The organism is Dactylosporangium sp. CA-052675, from assembly GCF_050947935.1.
In the GTDB taxonomy this organism is placed as follows: Bacteria; Actinomycetota; Actinomycetes; order Mycobacteriales; family Micromonosporaceae; genus Dactylosporangium.
In genome coordinates this window covers 6,092,091-6,108,024 of record NZ_CP192010.1, presented here as the reverse complement: position 1 = coordinate 6,108,024, position 15,934 = coordinate 6,092,091, and the positions used below count along the sequence as shown (strand labels likewise).

The following is a 15,934-nucleotide window of genomic DNA, read 5'->3' as shown; positions in this document are numbered from 1 at the left end:
CGTCGTGCCGGGGGCCGCGCTGCGTTCGGTGCCGGTCAGCGCGGCTTCGCGGGGCGCAGCAGCCGGCGCGCCAGGCGGACGCTCTGGCCGGCCGTCAGCTCCGGCAGGTAGGCGTGCAGCACCGCCCGCCCGATCGCCGGCAGCGCCGCGGGATCGGCGTAGGCGAGGTACAGCGGACGGTACTGCGGCTGGAACTTCGCCTTGAACGCGAGCAGCGCCCGGAACCCGTAGACCGGCTCGAGGCGGACAGCGGCCCGGTCCAGCAGGTGCGGCAGGCCCGTCGGCGGGGGCGGTTCGCGGTGGGCGAGCGGGGCGCCGGACAGGCTGACGTACTCGGCGCCCTCGTCGCGGAAGTGCTGCGCGGCCGTCGCGATCAGGAACTCCATCACGCCGTTGGCGCCGCCGGGGGCTCGGCGCATGACGTCCAGGGTCCAGGCGATGACGGCGCCGTCGCGGTACACCGGGAGCCAGCTCGTGATGCCGTGCACCCGGCCCGTCGTGTCCACCGCGAGCAGGCAGCGGACCTCGTCGTCGGCGAGCTCGGCCACGCCGCCCAGGGTGAAGCGCATCTCGGGCAGGCCCTTGGCGCCGGCCCACTCCGCGGAGACGGCGTGGATCTGAGCGGCGATGGCGGGCGGGGCGTCGCGGAAGCGGTACCACTCGGCGCGCAGTCCGTCGCGGGCGGCCCGGTTCAGGGCGGTGCGCACGTCCTGCCACTGGCGGCCGCGGAAGGTCAGGGCGGGCAGGCCCAGGCGGGTCTCCTCGGCGATCTGGACGATGCTCCAGCCGCGGCCGGCCAGCGCCAGCGCCGTGTCCGCGTCGATGCTGTAGAAGCACGGCTTCCAGCCGCGGGCGAGACAGTCGCGGCTGAACTGGTCCAGCGCCGCCGCCCGGGCCTCCGGTGCGCCGACCGGGCCGCCCAGGGTGAGCGCGACCGACGATCGCACGCGGTAGGCGATGGTGGTGCGGCCGTCGGCGCTGAACCAGTAGGTGTTGCCGGGCCACGTGAGCATGTACGACATCGCGTCGCCGCCGTGCTGGACGAGCAGCCGCCGGGCCCGGGCCGCGTCGGTGCCGCCCTGCGGGGTCAGGTCGCCGGCGTAGGTCCGCGCGATGCCGGTCAGCACCGCGAGCCAGGCGGCGGTGCCGGCCCAGCCGAGGAGCACGGCCGCGGCCGGGGTGCGCGCCACGAACGCCGGCGGCACGGCGTCGAGGTAGCCCACCGGGAGCAACCGGGTCGGGAGGTCCAGCAGCAGTCCCGTGAAGGACGGGACGGGCTCGAAGTCGTACCGCAGCAGCCACCCGCCGCCGAGGGAGACCCCGCACGCCAGGAGGGGCCCACCGGCGCCGAACAGCCACGCCGCGCGTACCCGGCGGGGGTCCGAGCGCGCGGGGAAGTGCCGGCGCAGCGCGACGAGCAGCCCGGCGACGAGCAGCGGCAGGGTCACCGACGCGACGACGGCCACGGCCTCGGCGGTGTCGTCGAACGGCGCCCCGGGCGCGAGCAGGCGCGGCACCAGGTCGAAGGCGAGCGCCCCGGCCAGCGCGAGCACGAGGTTCGTGGCCACGGCCAGCCACAGCCCGAGTCTCCGCCCGCGGCGCAGGCCCTCGGCGGCGAGCAGGAGCAGCCCGGCGGGCAGGACAGACAGCAGCAGCGGGCCGAGCCCGTCGGCGCGCAGCTGGGCCACGAGCGAGCGGCACTGCGCGCTGAGCTGCGGGTCGGTGCAGGCGGCCTGCAGGTCGGCGGGATCGGGCGGCGTCGCCAGCACGACGTACCGCAGCACGGCGAGCGGCCCTTCGGCGTGCGCGGCGAGCGTGGCCATGAGCGGGCCGACGGCGCACGCGGCGACCACGAGCGCGAGCAGCGTGCGGATCTCCGGCGCGCTGGGCGGCTCGGGCCGCGGACCCGTCCGGCGTCCCCGCAGCAGCGGGCCGATCACCAGCCCGGCCCCGGCGCCGAGCAGCGCGGCGTAGTCGGCGGGGCGGCCGGCGTACAGCGGCATCATGCACACGGGCACGAGCAGCAGCCGGATCCGCCGCCGCCACATCGGTTGCAGCACCGCGCTGCCGGCGAGGACCAGCCCCAGCACCGCGGGCAGCGGCCCGATCGCCCCCGCGGACCCGGGGAACCACCAGCCGGCCACGGCGAGTTCGAGCGCGACGAGGACCAGGGCGGTGCGCGGCGAGCCGAGCCGCCGCTCGATCGGCAGGCCGAGCGCCACCACGGCGGCGACCGAGGCCAGCGCGGTGGCGGCCGGCATCGGCCAGCACGGGATGGTCGCGAGCACCAGCAGGCCGACCGGCACACGGCGGAGGCGGCGCGTCATCGGGGGGCCTGGGTGGTCAGGCCGAGGCGCGTGGCCAGGATCGGCAGCGCCACCACCAGGCCGGTGCCCCAGACCGTCCAGCTGTGATTGCCGGGCAGCTCCCACCACTCGACCCGCATCCCGGCCCCCTCGCAGGCGGCCCGCACGACCTTCGCCTGCGGCCCGTACTCGGCGTCGTCGCGCCCGGCCACGAGCAGCGCCACGGTGGCGGGGAAGCGCTGCGTGGCCATGATGTCGCGGGGGTTGACCCGGGCGAAGGCGGCCGCGTCGCCGCCGAACGCCGCGGCGACCGTCGAGCGGCGGTTGCCCAGCGTCGGCTCGGACTGCCCGGAGATGTCCAGCAGCGTCGGGAAGCGGTCGGGCCGGCGCACGCCCAGCTGCAGCGCGCACGTGCCGCCGTAGGAGTATCCGCCGACCGCCCAGCGCCGCGGGTCCGGGTCGACGTCGAGGTGGTCGCGCAGCCAGGCCGGGACGTCCTCGGCGAGGTAGGTCTCGACGTTGCCGAGCCGCGAGTCCAGGCAGAGCGGGTTGGCGGTCAGCGCGCCGAGGGCGTCGGGCATGACGACGATCGGGGCGAGGCCGTCGTGCCGCGCGGCGAACTCGTCCATCACCTTCTCGACGTGGCCGCCGTCGATCCAGTCGCGGGGGGTGCCGGGCTGGCCGGAGACGAGCACGAGGACCGGCAGCTGGGGGCGGGGCTCGGACCAGTACGACGGCGGCAGATAGATCCATGCGGGCCGGGCCGCGAAGCCGGATCGCGCACCGGGGATCGGGGCGGTCATCAGCCGGCCCGTCGCGTCCAGAGCCGCCGGGCGCCGCCACACCGGGGCCAGGCCGCGGCCGGGATCGGGGAAGACCAGGCGGGGCGCGGCGGTGGTGTCGCCGAGGCCGACGGTGTTCGCGGGGCGCATGCCGAGGGCGGCGCGGAGGCTGTCGTACTGCCCGAACATGGCATTGATCTCCGACAGGCACCCGATCAGCGCGACGGCGGCGGCCACCGTGCTCAGCAGCCGCCGGCGCCCGCGTGCGCCCGGCCATCCGAGCGCGGCCAGGGCGAGCCCGGCCAGCCCGCATCCGGCCCAGACGAGCACCATCGGCGGAAGGCGGTCCGGGAACGGCCGCCACACCCGGTCGACCAGGTGGCCGCCGGCCGCGGCCACGGTCGCGGCGGCCGCGCAGCCGACCAGCGCCCGTCCGGGCCGGTGCCGCGCGACGCCGTGCAGCAGCAGGCCCAGGCTCGCGATCGCCGCCGCCGAGACCGCGAACGGCACCGGCCCGTGCAGCAACGGCCAGTCCAGCGGCCGGCTCACCGGGCCCGCCCGCCCGCCGCCGACCGCGCCGGGTGCGCGGGCCTCGGCGCGTGGCAGTGCCAGGTCGTGCGCCGCCCCGGCGGTGCGGCCCGGTGCGACGGCCGGGCCGGCCCCGGCGAGCGGCGCTGGCACGGCGGCGTCGTGTAGTCGGTGCGCACCACGGCGGGCCCGGGCGGGACGGTGGCCGCCGTGGCGAGGTCGATGGCCGCGCCGAGCGCGATCACCGTGCCGAGCAGCGCAGCCACCGTCCGAGTCCGCACGCCGTTCCCCCCCATGCGACGAGTACCCCTCGTAAGGACGCTGTGGCCGCCGGGAAGGTTCCCTCGGCCGGGCCGGCGCTACTCGAAGCGCAGGCCCTCGGGGCGCATCAGGCGGAACAGCGGCGGCAGGCTCGCCGCCGTCACCAGCAGGACCAGGGCCGCGGCGATGCCCGTGACCCCGGCGATGCTCGGCCAGTCGAGCCGGACCGGCTCGGAGACGATCTTCAACAGGACCGCGCCGACGGCGATGCCCAGGGTGGCGGCGATCAGCAGGCCGAGCGCGACCGGCACCGCGGTCTGCCAGAGGATCGACAGGCCGATGGTGCTGCGGCGGGTGCCGAACGCGACGAGGGCGGCGAGGGTGCGGCGGCGGTCGCGGAGCTGCTCGATGGTGGCGACGAGCAGGCTGAGGCCGACGAGCAGCAGCACCACGGCGGTGCCCGCGTAGAGGCCGCGCTGGATGCTGGAGAACGTCGTGTCGGTGCGCGTGGTGCGCAGGATGGACACGTCGGTCAGGGGGTCGACGCGGGCGGCGGCGTTGCGGATCAGCTCGTCGGCGTCCGGGGCGTTGGTGTCGTACCGGACGAAGGTCACGAACCGCTGCACCGGCCCGGCCGCCGGGGCGCGCGACGGGGTGAGCAGCAGGCCGGCGTGCTCCTGGCCGCTCGGGTCGGCGCGCACGGTGGCGGGCCGCACCGGGCCGGGGACGGTCCACGGCTCGGCGTCGTCGCCGAGGGTGATCCTCCGGCCGCCGAGGCTGGTCGGCTCGGGTGGCGTGGCCCCCTGGGTCCCGGGGCTGACCGAGCCGATGCCGAAGACGTCGCCGTCGGCGCAGGAGGGCAGGTCGGCGAGCAGCCGCAGGGTGTCGCAGTCGGCGACGACGACCTCGAAGGAGTCGTCGCCGACCTGGCCGAGGCCGCTGCGCAGGGTGTGGGAGCCGGCGACGATCGGCGTGGCGCGGACCGTGGCGTCGATGTCGGCGGCGGTGCGGGTGCGCGAGTCGGCGGTCGTGTAGGTGAGGAGCATGGCCTGGGCCCGGGCGACGTCGTATTCGGTGCGGCTGGTGTAGCCGTGCTGGGCGGCGGCGAAGAGCATCTGCAGCGCGATGGCGCCGGCCGCGGTGACCGCGATCGCGTTGACGGCCCGCACCGCGCTGTCGCCGGAGAGCTGCAGCCGGCGCAGGGCGAGCTGCCAGGCGAGGGAGCCGCCGCCGAGGCGGTGCACGATGCGGTCGAAGACCCAGGGCAGCAGCGTGGAGACGCCGATGAGCAGCAGGATGACGCCGCCGCTGACCTGCCACACGTTGAACGTCGCGGCCTTGGTGCCGAAGAGCGGGGCGAGCAGGGCGAGGCCGACCAGGGGCAGCAGCAGCCGCCACCAGACCCGGCGCCGGGTGCGGCTGGTGGCGCGGCGCACGACGCCGAGGGGTTCGACGACGACGCGGCGCAGCGCGAAGACGGTCATGAGGAGGGCGGCGAGCGGTACCCCGGCGGCGATGAGCACGGCCATGACCGGCCCCGGGGTGATGTCGGAGCCGTAGACGCTCAGGCCGGCGACCTCGAACCGCTCCGCGAACGGGCGGGCGGCGACGAAGAGCACGGCGCCGAGCAGCACCCCGAGCGCGGCGCTGACGACGGCCTCGCCGGCCGCGATCCGGCGGGTCATCCAGGTGTCGGCGCCGACGAGCCGGACCGCGGCGAGGCGCCGGTCGCGGTGCTCCCCGCCGAAGCGGGTGGCCGCCGCGACGAACATGGCCACGGGCAGCAGCAGCGCGACGAGCACGACGACGGTGAGCAGCAGCAGGAACGCGTCGAGCCGCTTGTCGGGCGAGTCGGAGCCGTAGTGGGTGACCCGCACGACGCGGGGCTGGCCCTCGGCGAGCGAGTCGCGGGTGCCGTAGAAGTAGAGCTCGTTGGGGCCGGAGAGGCCTTCCTTGCCGATGGTGCCGGCGATCGGTTGCGGGAACCGCTCGCGCAGCAGCCGGCCGTCCGCCGACTCGAGCAGCGTCCTCAGGGCGGGGGAGACGATGATCTGCCCGTCGGCCGGCCACGCGGTCACGCCGGGCGGCAGGATCGGGTGGTCGCCCTCGGCCTTGACGAAGCGGCCCTGGACGGACTTGTCGTGGTAGGAGCTGAACACCGGCTCGGACAGGATGCTCGTGGCGCTCGCGGCCGGCGTGTCGCCGTAATGCATGTCGTCGCGGCCGTCGGTGCGGTGGTGGCGGCCGTCGAGGATGCCGGGCAGCGAGGCGGCCAGGAGCAGCACGGCCACGCCGAGGGCGACCCCGGCGGCGGTGAGCGCGGTGCGGAACAGGCCTTCGCGGCCGCCGCTGAGGGCGAGGCGGGCGCCGAGGCCGAGCTGGCTCAGCTGCCGCCTCATCGGGCGCGGTCCAGGTCGAGGGCGCGGCCGTCGCGGACGACGATCTCGCGGTCGGAGTAGGCGGCGACGCGGGGCTCGTGGGTGACGAGGACGACGGCGGCGCCGGTGTCGCGGGCGGCTTCGGTGAACAGGCGCATGACGCGTTCGCCGTTGAGGGAGTCCAGGGCGCCGGTGGGTTCGTCGGCGAAGACGACGCGGGCGCCGGTGACGAGGGCGCGGGCGACGGCGACGCGCTGGCCCTGGCCGCCGGAGACCTCGCCGGGGCGTTTGGCGGCGACGTCGTCGATCTCGAGGCGGTGCAGCCAGTCGCGGGCGCGCTGTTCGGCGTCGCGGCGGCGTACGCCGTCCAGGCGCAGGGGCAGCGCGACGTTCTCCAGGCAGGTCAGCTCGGGCACGAGCTGGCCGAACTGGAAGACGAAGCCGAACTCGCCGCGGCGCAGCGCGCTGCGGCGGGCGTCGGACAGGGCCGAGAGCTCCTGGTCGCGGTAGCGGACCCGGCCGGCGTCGGGGCGGATGATCCCGGCCAGGCAGTGCAGCATCGTGGACTTGCCCGAACCGGACGGGCCCATCACCGCGACGATCTCCCCGGCCGCGACCGACATCGAGGCCCCGGCGAGCGCGGCGGTGGATCCGAACGACTTGTGCAGATCCTCGGCGGACAGCAGCGTGGTCATCGGCGGACATCCTTCGCGAGGTCGTCGAGGCGGGCGGTGGTCAGCTCCAGCCAGCGCAGATCGGCCTCGAGGTGGAACAGGGCGTGGTCGCAGATGAGCTGGTCGGAGAGGTCCCCGCCGGCCTTGCGGCGGGTGAGCTCGCGCATCAGCCGCAGGTGCTCGGCCCGCTGGGTGTCCAGCACGTCGGCCGCGGGCCGGCCGGTGGAGAGGGCGAGGACGACCTTCATGTAGAGGGTGCTCTGCAGGTATGGCTCGGGCTTCTCGGGCTGGGCGAGCCAGCGCTCGACGTCGGCGACCCCGGCATCGGTGATGGCGTAGCGCTTGCGGTCGGGACCCTCGCCGGACTCGACGGAGTCGACGGTGACCAGGCCGTGCTTGAGCAGCCGGGACAGGGTCGCATAGACCTGGCCGTAGGCGAGGGGCCGGTCGGCGCCGAAACGCTGGTCGTAGGCCCGCTTCAGGTCGTACCCGTGGCGGGGGTGGGCCTCGAGCAGCCCTAGGAACGCTTGACCGATGGACATGCCCGGGACTCTACACGACCGGTATACATGCTGTGTATACCGGTCGCGTAGAGGACCTGAGCAGGGTGTTCGGGATGCTGAGAGGGGCAACTCGCGCAACCGTCAGACCGTTTGAGGTCGAGGTTTGAGGTCGAAGACCCGCGCGAAGCGTGGCAGCGGGGAGGCACGACCGGGGTACGTTCGAGGTCGAACCTTTCCTCCCACTTTAATATATAGCAGTATGGGGGGATTGCGGCAAGAGCCGGGTCGTGCCGCAGAATCGGCGACCGTGCGTGTTCTGGCTTTTCATGAGGTGGACGAGACACGGGCCGCGGCGGTCGGCGGCAAGGGCGCGAACCTGGCCGCGCTGTCGCGGCTGGAAGGTGTCCGCGTCCCGGACGGGTTCTGCGTGACGACGGACGCCTTCGGGCAGGTCGTGGCGGGCGCGATCGACGATCTTCTCGATCGGCTGGCGCTCGTGGACCCGGACGACCGGGAGGCGGTCCGCGCGCTGAGCGCCGAGATCCGCCGGACCGTCGAGGAGGTCGCGATCCCGGACGATCTCGCGGCCGAGATCACCGGCGCGCTGGCCCGGCTCGGCGAGCGGGAGGCCTACGCCGTGCGCTCCAGCGCGACGGCCGAGGACCTGCCGACGGCGTCGTTCGCCGGGCAGCAGGACAGCTACCTCGACGTCGTCGGGCCGGCCGAGATCCTGCGGCACGTCAGCCGGTGCTGGGCCTCGCTGTTCACCGAGCGGGCCGTGACGTACCGCCGGCGCAACGGCATCGACGACCGTGCGGTCCGCATGGCCGTGGTCGTGCAGCGGATGGTCGACCCGCGCGCGTCCGGCGTCATGTTCACCGCCGACCCGGTCACCTCCAACCGGACGGTCACCTCCGTGGAGGCGATCGCCGGCCTCGGCGAGGCGCTGGTCGCCGGCCTGGCGAACCCGGACACCTTCACGGTGCGCGACGGCGAGATCCTCGCCAAGCCGGCCGACCCGCTGCTCACCGACGCCCAGGTTCATCGTCTCGTCCACCTGGGCCGGCGGATCGAGGCGTACTTCGGCCGCCCGCAGGACATCGAGTGGTGCCTGGCCGGCGACGACTTCTTCGTCGTGCAGAGCCGGCCGATCACCACGCTGTTCCCGATCCCCGAGCGCGGCGACGACGAGCACCACGTCTACCTCTCGGTCGGCCACCAGCAGATGATGACCGACGCCATGAAGCCGCTCGGGATCTCGTTCTGGCAGATGACGACCCCGGCGCCGATGGCGGTGGCCGGCGGCCGCCTGTTCGTCGACGTCACGCAGCGGCTGGCCGTACCGGCGGCCCGGGCAGCCGTCCTGGACCTCATGGCGAAGTCGGATCCGCTCACCGCGGACGCGGTGCGCACGCTCCTCGAACGCGACGGCTTCATCCGGCCGCTGCCCGACGCGGGCCCGGTCAGGCCGCTGGCGGGCGGTGCGCTCGAGCCGATCGAGACCGACCCGGCGGTCGTCACGGAGCTGATCCGCCGCGGCGAGGCCTCGGTCGCCGCCGCGGAGCGCGAGATCCGCACGAAGTCCGGCGAGGCGCTGCTCGACTTCATCCGCGCGGACCTGCAGGAGCTGCGGCGGATCCTGTTCGACCCGGAGAGCCGCCGGGTGTACCTGCCGGCGATGGAGGCCACCTGGTGGCTCAACGAGCGGTTGGAGGAGTGGCTCGGCGAGAGGAACGCGGCCGACACGCTCGCGCAGTCCGTGCCGAACAACGTCACCTCGGAGATGGGGCTGGCGCTGCTCGACGTCGCCGACGCGATCCGCCCGCACCCGGACGTGGTGGAGCGGCTGCGGCACGTGCAGGACGACGGCTTCCTCGACGAGCTGCCCGAGCCCGCGCGCCAGGCCATCGAGGGCTGGCTGCACAGGTACGGCATGCGCTGCGTCGGCGAGATCGACATCACGCGCCCCCGCTGGAGCGAACGCCCCTCCACGCTCGTGCCCCTGATCCTCGGCAACATCAGGAACTTCGAGCCGGGGGCGGGTGCGCGGCGCTTCGAGCAGGGCCGGCAGGAGGCCTGGCGCAAGGAGCAGGAGATCCTGGCGCGTCTGCGGGAGCTGCCGGACGGCGAGCACAAGGCCGCCGAGACGAAACAGCGCATCGACCGCGTCCGGACCTTCATCGGGTACCGGGAGTATCCGAAGTACGGCATGATCAGCCGGTACTTCGTCTACAAGCGGGCCCTGCTGGAGGAGGCGGAGCGCCTTGTGCGGGCCGGGGTCCTGCGCGAGCGGGAGGACATCTACTACCTCAGCTTCGACGAGCTGGGCGAGGTCGTGCGCACGCAGCGCGCGGACCACGCACTCATCGCCGCGCGGCGGGAGCAGTTCCGGTGGTACGAGACGCTTACACCGCCGCGGGTGCTCACCTCGGACGGGGAGGGCATCAACGGGTCGTACCGGCGCGACGACCTGCCGCCCGGCTCGCTCGCCGGCCTGCCCGTCTCCGCCGGCACCGTCGAGGGGCGGGCCCGCGTCATCCTGGACCTGGCCCAGGCCGACCCCGAACCGGGCGACATCCTCGTCACGGCGCACACGGACCCGAGCTGGACGCCGCTGTTCGTCTCCGTCGCCGGGCTGGTGACGGAGGTCGGCGGGCTCATGACGCACGGCGCGGTGATCGCGCGGGAGTACGGGCTGCCGGCCGTCGTCGGCGTGGTGGACGCGACTCGCCTGATCGCCGACGGGCAGCGGATTCGCGTGCACGGCACCGAGGGGTACATCGAGCTGCTGCCGTAGGTGGCAGACTGGGCCGATGGGGGAGCCGGAGGACGAGATCCTGGCGGAACGATTCGGCCGCGTCGGCCGCGGCGCGAAGCTCGCTGCCGGGCTCCTCGGCGACGACGTCAGCGAGTTCGACCGCGACGTGCCGCTGCGTCTGGGCCTGGCGATGGAACGCATCCGCGCCGTGCTCGCCGAGCTGCCCCGGTCCGGGCCTGCGCAACTGGTGGACGCGGGCCCGGATCGCGTCACGGTGCGCAGGCGCACCGGAGGCGGAACCGGGAACCTGAACCCCGTGGAGGTCACCGTCGTCGCGACTCGCCGCGGGGAGCACAGCACCGCCGTGCACGTGCGGGCGGTCGCGAAGGAGGGGCTGATCAAGCAGCGTGCGGCGCGCAGGACCGCCGGGCGCATCGCGGCGCTGCTGGACGACGCGCGCTGATCACGCCGCGGCCCGTGGCCGTATGATGCGCGCCGTGACGCGGTCGGCCGGAGCCCTGCGTCCTGCGGCGACGGGGGTTCCGGGCACACTGCCCGCAGCGCCTGTCGTCGCCTCGTCCACGGCATGCTGATCGGAGCCATCGCAGGTGACCTCGCCGACCAACCCCGTCATCGCCGGATTCCACCCCGATCCCAGCGTCTGCCGGGTGGGGGAGGACTACTACCTCGCCTGCTCCAGCTTCGAGTACTTCCCGGGCGTGCCGATCTTCCACAGCCGGGATCTCGTGCACTGGACCCAGATCGGCAACGCGCTCGACCGCCCGAGCCAGCTGCGCCTCCCGGCCGGCACCGCGTCCTCGGGCGGCATCTACGCCCCCACGCTGCGCCACCACGACGGCCGGTTCTGGATCGTCACCACGAACGTCAGCGGCGACGGCAACCTGCTCGTCACCGCGACCGACCCGGCCGGCCCGTGGTCGGAGCCGATCGCGCTGCCCGGGGTCGTCGGCATCGACCCCGACCTCGCCTGGGACGACGACGGCGCCTGCTGGTGCACGTTCGCCGGGGTGTCGCAGGTGCGCATCGATCCGCACACCGGGATCTGCCTCGGCGAGCCGCGCCGGATCTGGTCCGGCACGCCGGGCGCGAAGGCCCCGGAGGCGCCGCACCTGTACCGCATCGGCGGCTTCTGGTACCTGCTGCTCGCGGAGGGCGGCACCGAGCGCGGCCACGCCGTGTCCGTCGCCCGCGGCCCCAGCCCGGCGGGCCCGTTCGAGCCGTGCCCGCGCAACCCGATCCTGACCCACCGGGGCACCGACCGGCCGATCCAGAACACCGGCCACGCCGACCTGGTCCAGGCGCCGGACGGCTCGTGGTGGATGGTGCTGCTCGGCGTCCGGCCGCACGGGGGCACGCCCGGCTGGCACGTGCTGGGCCGCGAGACGTTCCTGACCCCGCTGCGCTGGGTCGACGGCTGGCCGGTCGCCGGCGACGTGTCGCTCGAAGCGCCCGCGCCGCCCTGGCCGCTGACGGTCGCGGCCGCCGAGCCGGTCCGCGACGACTTCGACCGTGCCGACCTGCACCCGCGCTGGATCTCGCTGCGCGTCCGGACGCCGGAGCACTGCACCACCGGCGACCGGCCCGGGTGGCTCACGCTGCGCGCGCGGGGCGGCTCGCTCGACGATCTCGACGTCACCTTCGTCGGCCGGCGTCAGCAGGACCGGTACTGCCGCGTCCGGACGGCGGTCGACGCGTCGGGCGGGCGCGGCGGGCTCGCGGTGCGCCTCGACGAGCGGCACCACTACGCGATCGAGCTCGCGGACGGCGAGGCGCGCGTGGTGGCCCGCATCGGCCCGCTGCGCACGGTCGTCGCGGCCCGGGCCGTGCCCGGCGGTCCCGTCGTGCTCGGTGCCGACACGGTGGCGTACGAGGGCGCGCAGGACTCCCGCAGTGGGCCGGACTGCGTGTCCCTCGGCCTCGCGCGGCCGGACGGCAGCCTCGACGCGCTGGCGACCCTCGACGGCCGGTACCTCTCGACCGAGGTCGCCGGCGGCTTCACCGGGCGCGTCATCGGCATGTACGCCGAGCACGGCACCGTGCACTTCGACTGGTTCGACTACCGGCCGGCCCCGCCCTCGTCGTGCGGACCGAGCTGACCGTGGGCGCCGGCCGGGCCGCCGCCCGGCCGGACCGCCCCACCGCGAGCGTCACCGGCGGCGACCTCGAGGCGCCCGGTGTCCATCCGGCCGCGCGAGCTCGGCCGGCGCACGCCGCGCGACCTCGGGGCTGACGGCCACGAGTGCTTCGCGGCGGTCAGGCCACGGTGCAGGGGATGCCGTTGAGGGTGAAGGCGGTCGGCTCGGCGGTGTTGCCGGTGTGGGTGGCCTGGAAGCCGATGTCGACCGACGCGCCCGGGGCGAGCGTGCCGTTGTAGCTGACGTTGCGGGCGCTCACCTGGCCGCTGGCGGGGGAGAAGGTGGCGTTCCAGCCCGAGGTGATGGACTGGCCGGCGGGCAGGGTGAAGCCGAGCGTCCAGCCGTTGATGGCCGAGGTGCCGGTGTTGGTGATGCTGATGGCGGCCGTGAAGCCGTTGTTCCACGTGCTCATCGTGTAGGTGACGCGGGGCGCCGAGCCACCGCTGGGCGGCTGGCTGGGCGACGGGCTGACCGGGACGGAAGGCGTGATGCTCGCCGACGGGCTGGTCGGGGTGCCGCCGAGGCTGGTCACGAACGTCGTCACGCTGCGAGCGGGCAGTGTGACGGTGATCGAGCCGTTCGTCATGGTCAGCGCGCTCTGGGGCGCGACGTTCCGGCTCGCGTCGGTGAGCCAGTTCGAGACGCCGCCGGACGCGGCGGTCCCGGCCAGGGTGAACTGCTGGGTCACCGACGAGGTGTTCTTGTTGACGGCGACGATGACCACGGTGTTGCCGCTCCGGTACGCCGAGACGAAGACGTTCGACGCCGGGTTCGCCGTCGCGTCGATGCGCACGTATCCGGGGCGGACGAACCGGGCGAAGTGCGCCATCATCGCGCCGCGCTTGCTGATCTGCCCGTCCTCCCGCATCGGGCCGTAGCTGCGCCGCAGGTACCACCAGACGTACGCCTGGAATTCCGCGTCCACCATGGCGTGGTGCATGTGCTCGGCGACGTCGAGCGCCCCGGGCCAGGCGTCCGCCGAGTCGGTGCTGTTGGGGTAGTAGACCTCGGTCATCCAGAGCTCTTTGCCCGCGCCCTTCTGCTGGAACAGCGGGTACGGGAAGTTCGCGTACGGGGTGCCGTAGAGGTGCGCGCCGATGATGTCGACATTGGCCAGCGCCGCCGGGTCGTTGAGGATCGGGTCCGACATGGACTTCACGTACTGAAAGGACTCGGGGGCGATCACCCGGGTGCTGATCGCGCCGGCGTTCGCCTTCAGGAAGTTCACGATCTCGGTGGCGGTCCACCACGTCCACGTCGAGGCATAGTCGGGCTCGTTCTGCACCGAGATCGCGTACAGGTTCACGCCGTTGTTGCGCATGTAGGTGGTGAAGTCGTTCAGGTGCTGGGCGTAGGCGCCGTACGCGCTGTACTTGAGGCGCTTCGCGTTGGTCTGACCGCCACGGGTGAAGGTCTCGGTCATGCCGGCCGGAGGGTTCCACGGCGACGCGAAGACCGTGGCCCCGAGCGCGACCGCACGCTGCGCCGTCGCCAGGTCGCGGCCCCAGTCCGACTGGTTCTCGTTCACCGGGATCCTCAGCAGCGAGAACCCCAGACGGCCCTCCCCGGTGCCGAACGCGGTGTCCCGCTGCGCCGCCGTCAGGTCGCCGGCCCAGATGGCGTGGGACATGGCGCCGAAGCCGCGGATGGTCTGCCGCGGTGCCGACGGATTGACGTTCGCCGTCGCGGCCGAGGCCTCCGTGGCCCCGAGGACCGACGCCGCGACCGTGAGGACCGGCACGGCCCCCATGGTCGTCAGCACGGTCCTGCGGCTCAGCAGCCTGCTTCGGCCGGTCGCCGGCTCTTGCTCGTCCTGCTTCATGAACTTGCCTCTCGATCGTCGGGTGCGAGTGATTGTTATCGCTCACAATGTCCCGTGTCGAACGGCGCTCGGCGCAATGCGGATTTGTTCCGCGGCGGACCCGGTGCGGCGTGAAAGTTCCAATCCGGCACTGCGGGACCCGTCCGGCGGCCGTGTCATAACACTTTTGCGATTGATTGATCGGCGACGATCGCGGCGGGGACGTGCCCTTGAATTGCCGGTGCATTTCTGGCACCGTCGGCGACGCATTGTGAGCGCTCACACGATGACATCGTATGAGCCCCAGAAGGGACACCCCGATGGCTGAACCCTCCACCCGGCGACGGCGCTGGCCGCTCGTCGCCCTCACCGCCGCGCTGACCGTCGCCGCCGCCGGCCTGGCCGGCACACACCTCGCGTCCGCGGCGACGACCGGCTGCCGGGTCACGTACACCGTGACGAACCAGTGGCCGGGCGGCTTCGGCGCCGCCGTCGACGTCACCAACCTCGGCGACCCGGTCGACGGCTGGCGGCTCACCTGGACCTTCACCGCCGGGCAGACCATCACCCAGCTGTGGAACGGCACCGCGGCCCAGTCCGGGGCAGCGGTCACCGTCACCAACGCCGCCTACAACGCCGCCATCGCCACCGGTGCCACGGTGAGCCTCGGCTTCAACGGCAGCTCCACCGGCACCAACCCCGCCCCGACCGCCTTCGCGCTCAACGGCATCACCTGCACCGGCGGCGTGAGCGGATCACCGAGCCCGAGTGCGAGCCCGAGCGTGAGCCCGAGTGCGAGCACCTCGACGCCGGCGCCGCCCGGCCCGACCGGCCCGTGCGACATCTACGCGGCCGGGGGCACGCCCTGCGTCGCGGCGCACAGCACGGTGCGGGCGCTCTACGGCTCGTACAGCGGCAACCTGTACCAGATCCGCCGCTCCTCCGACAACACCACGCGCAACATCGGCGTGCTGACCCGCGGCGGCGCCGCCAACGCCTCCGCCCAGGACTCGTTCTGCGCCGGCACCTCGTGCGTGGTCACGATCCTGTTCGACCAGTCCGGCCACGGCAACGACCTGGCCTACCAGGGGCCCGGCGGGGCCGGCGGGGCCGACACCCCGGCGAGCGCGACCCGCGAGTCGCTGACGGTGGGCGGCAGCAAGGCCTACTCGCTCTACATCAACGCCGGCAACAGCTACTGGCACAACGGATCCGGCTCCGGCGTGCCGACGGGCAGCGCCCCCGAGGGCATGTACATGATCACCAGCGGCACGCACGTCAACAGCGGCTGCTGCTTCGATTACGGCAACAGCGAGACCACGCGCCGTGCCGACGGGGCCGGGGCCATGGACGCCATCTACTTCGGCACGAGCTGCTGGTTCGGCGGCTGCTCGGGCACGGGGCCGTGGGTGCAGGCGGATCTCGAGTACGGCCTCTACCCGGGCGGCAGCTCGTCGTGGAACCCGAACCAGCGCGCCTTCACGAGCAAGTTCGTCACCGCGATGCTCAAGAACAACGGCACCTCCCGCTTCGCCATCAAGGGCAGCAACGCCCAGTCCGGCAGCCTGACCACGCTCTGGGACGGCGCCCTGCCCCGCGGCTACAGCCCGATGCGCAAGCAGGGCGCCATCGTGCTCGGCAGCGGCGGCGACTGCTGCGCGACGAACACGAACCAGAGCGCCGGCACGTTCTACGAGGGCGCGATGGTCTCCGGCTACCCGTCCGACGCCACCGACGGCGCGGTGCAGGCGAACATCGTCGCCGCCGGATACCGCTGACGGTGCTCG

The 15,934-nt window shown here is 73.9% G+C and carries 11 protein-coding genes; 4 read left to right on the top strand and 7 right to left on the bottom strand.

Annotated elements, in window-relative coordinates:
• Positions 1-35: 35 nt before the first annotated feature.
• From ACQP1P_RS27240 to ACQP1P_RS27215, 6 genes are all read right to left on the bottom strand, one after another.
• Entirely contained in the window at positions 36-2,327 is a 2,292-nt protein-coding gene (locus tag ACQP1P_RS27240; RefSeq protein WP_433074362.1) for a bifunctional lysylphosphatidylglycerol flippase/synthetase MprF, read from the bottom strand.
• Complete coding sequence (locus ACQP1P_RS27235) at positions 2,324-3,637, bottom strand: alpha/beta hydrolase (RefSeq protein WP_433074359.1); 1,314 nt, start codon at positions 3,635-3,637, stop codon at positions 2,324-2,326. Before ACQP1P_RS27235 ends, ACQP1P_RS27240 begins: the two co-directional genes overlap by 4 nt.
• Positions 3,634-3,882: a hypothetical protein gene (locus ACQP1P_RS27230; RefSeq protein ID WP_433074357.1), complete on the bottom strand. Its 249-nt coding sequence runs from the start codon at positions 3,880-3,882 to the stop codon at positions 3,634-3,636. The genes ACQP1P_RS27235 and ACQP1P_RS27230 overlap by 4 nt, the downstream gene beginning before the upstream one ends.
• A gap of 93 nt (positions 3,883-3,975) precedes the next feature.
• Positions 3,976-6,276 carry an FtsX-like permease family protein gene (locus ACQP1P_RS27225; protein ID WP_433074354.1) on the bottom strand — a complete coding sequence of 767 codons (2,301 nt, stop codon included), beginning with the start codon at positions 6,274-6,276 and terminating at the stop codon, positions 3,976-3,978.
• Positions 6,273-6,950: an ABC transporter ATP-binding protein gene (locus ACQP1P_RS27220; protein WP_433074351.1), complete on the bottom strand. Its 678-nt coding sequence runs from the start codon at positions 6,948-6,950 to the stop codon at positions 6,273-6,275. Before ACQP1P_RS27220 ends, ACQP1P_RS27225 begins: the two co-directional genes overlap by 4 nt.
• The gene (locus ACQP1P_RS27215) at positions 6,947-7,471 is read right to left on the bottom strand and encodes a PadR family transcriptional regulator (protein ID WP_433074348.1); all 525 of its coding nucleotides are present in this window, start codon (positions 7,469-7,471) and stop codon (positions 6,947-6,949) included. Before ACQP1P_RS27215 ends, ACQP1P_RS27220 begins: the two co-directional genes overlap by 4 nt.
• A 268-nt stretch (positions 7,472-7,739) precedes the next feature.
• Here ACQP1P_RS27215 and rph point away from each other — a divergent pair, with 268 nt between their 5' ends.
• From rph to ACQP1P_RS27200, 3 genes are all read left to right on the top strand, one after another.
• On the top strand, positions 7,740-10,229 hold the full coding sequence (rph, locus tag ACQP1P_RS27210; protein WP_433074345.1) for a rifamycin-inactivating phosphotransferase: 2,490 nt from the start codon (positions 7,740-7,742) through the stop codon (positions 10,227-10,229).
• A gap of 16 nt (positions 10,230-10,245) precedes the next feature.
• The gene (locus ACQP1P_RS27205) at positions 10,246-10,653 is read left to right on the top strand and encodes a hypothetical protein (RefSeq protein WP_433074342.1); all 408 of its coding nucleotides are present in this window, start codon (positions 10,246-10,248) and stop codon (positions 10,651-10,653) included.
• Between the two features lie 145 nt (positions 10,654-10,798).
• Positions 10,799-12,307 (top strand): glycoside hydrolase family 43 protein, encoded by a 1,509-nt coding sequence (locus tag ACQP1P_RS27200; RefSeq protein ID WP_433074339.1) that lies wholly within the window; start codon positions 10,799-10,801, stop codon positions 12,305-12,307.
• Between the two features lie 157 nt (positions 12,308-12,464).
• Here ACQP1P_RS27200 and ACQP1P_RS27195 read toward each other — a convergent pair whose 3' ends face one another.
• Positions 12,465-14,096 (bottom strand): cellulose binding domain-containing protein, encoded by a 1,632-nt coding sequence (locus ACQP1P_RS27195; protein ID WP_433090141.1) that lies wholly within the window; start codon positions 14,094-14,096, stop codon positions 12,465-12,467.
• Positions 14,097-14,467: 371 nt separating this feature from the next.
• On the opposite strand from ACQP1P_RS27195, the gene ACQP1P_RS27190 reads away from it, so the two are divergent.
• Positions 14,468-15,925 (top strand): arabinofuranosidase catalytic domain-containing protein, encoded by a 1,458-nt coding sequence (locus tag ACQP1P_RS27190; RefSeq protein WP_433074336.1) that lies wholly within the window; start codon positions 14,468-14,470, stop codon positions 15,923-15,925.
• The last annotated feature ends 9 nt before the right edge of the window (positions 15,926-15,934 follow it).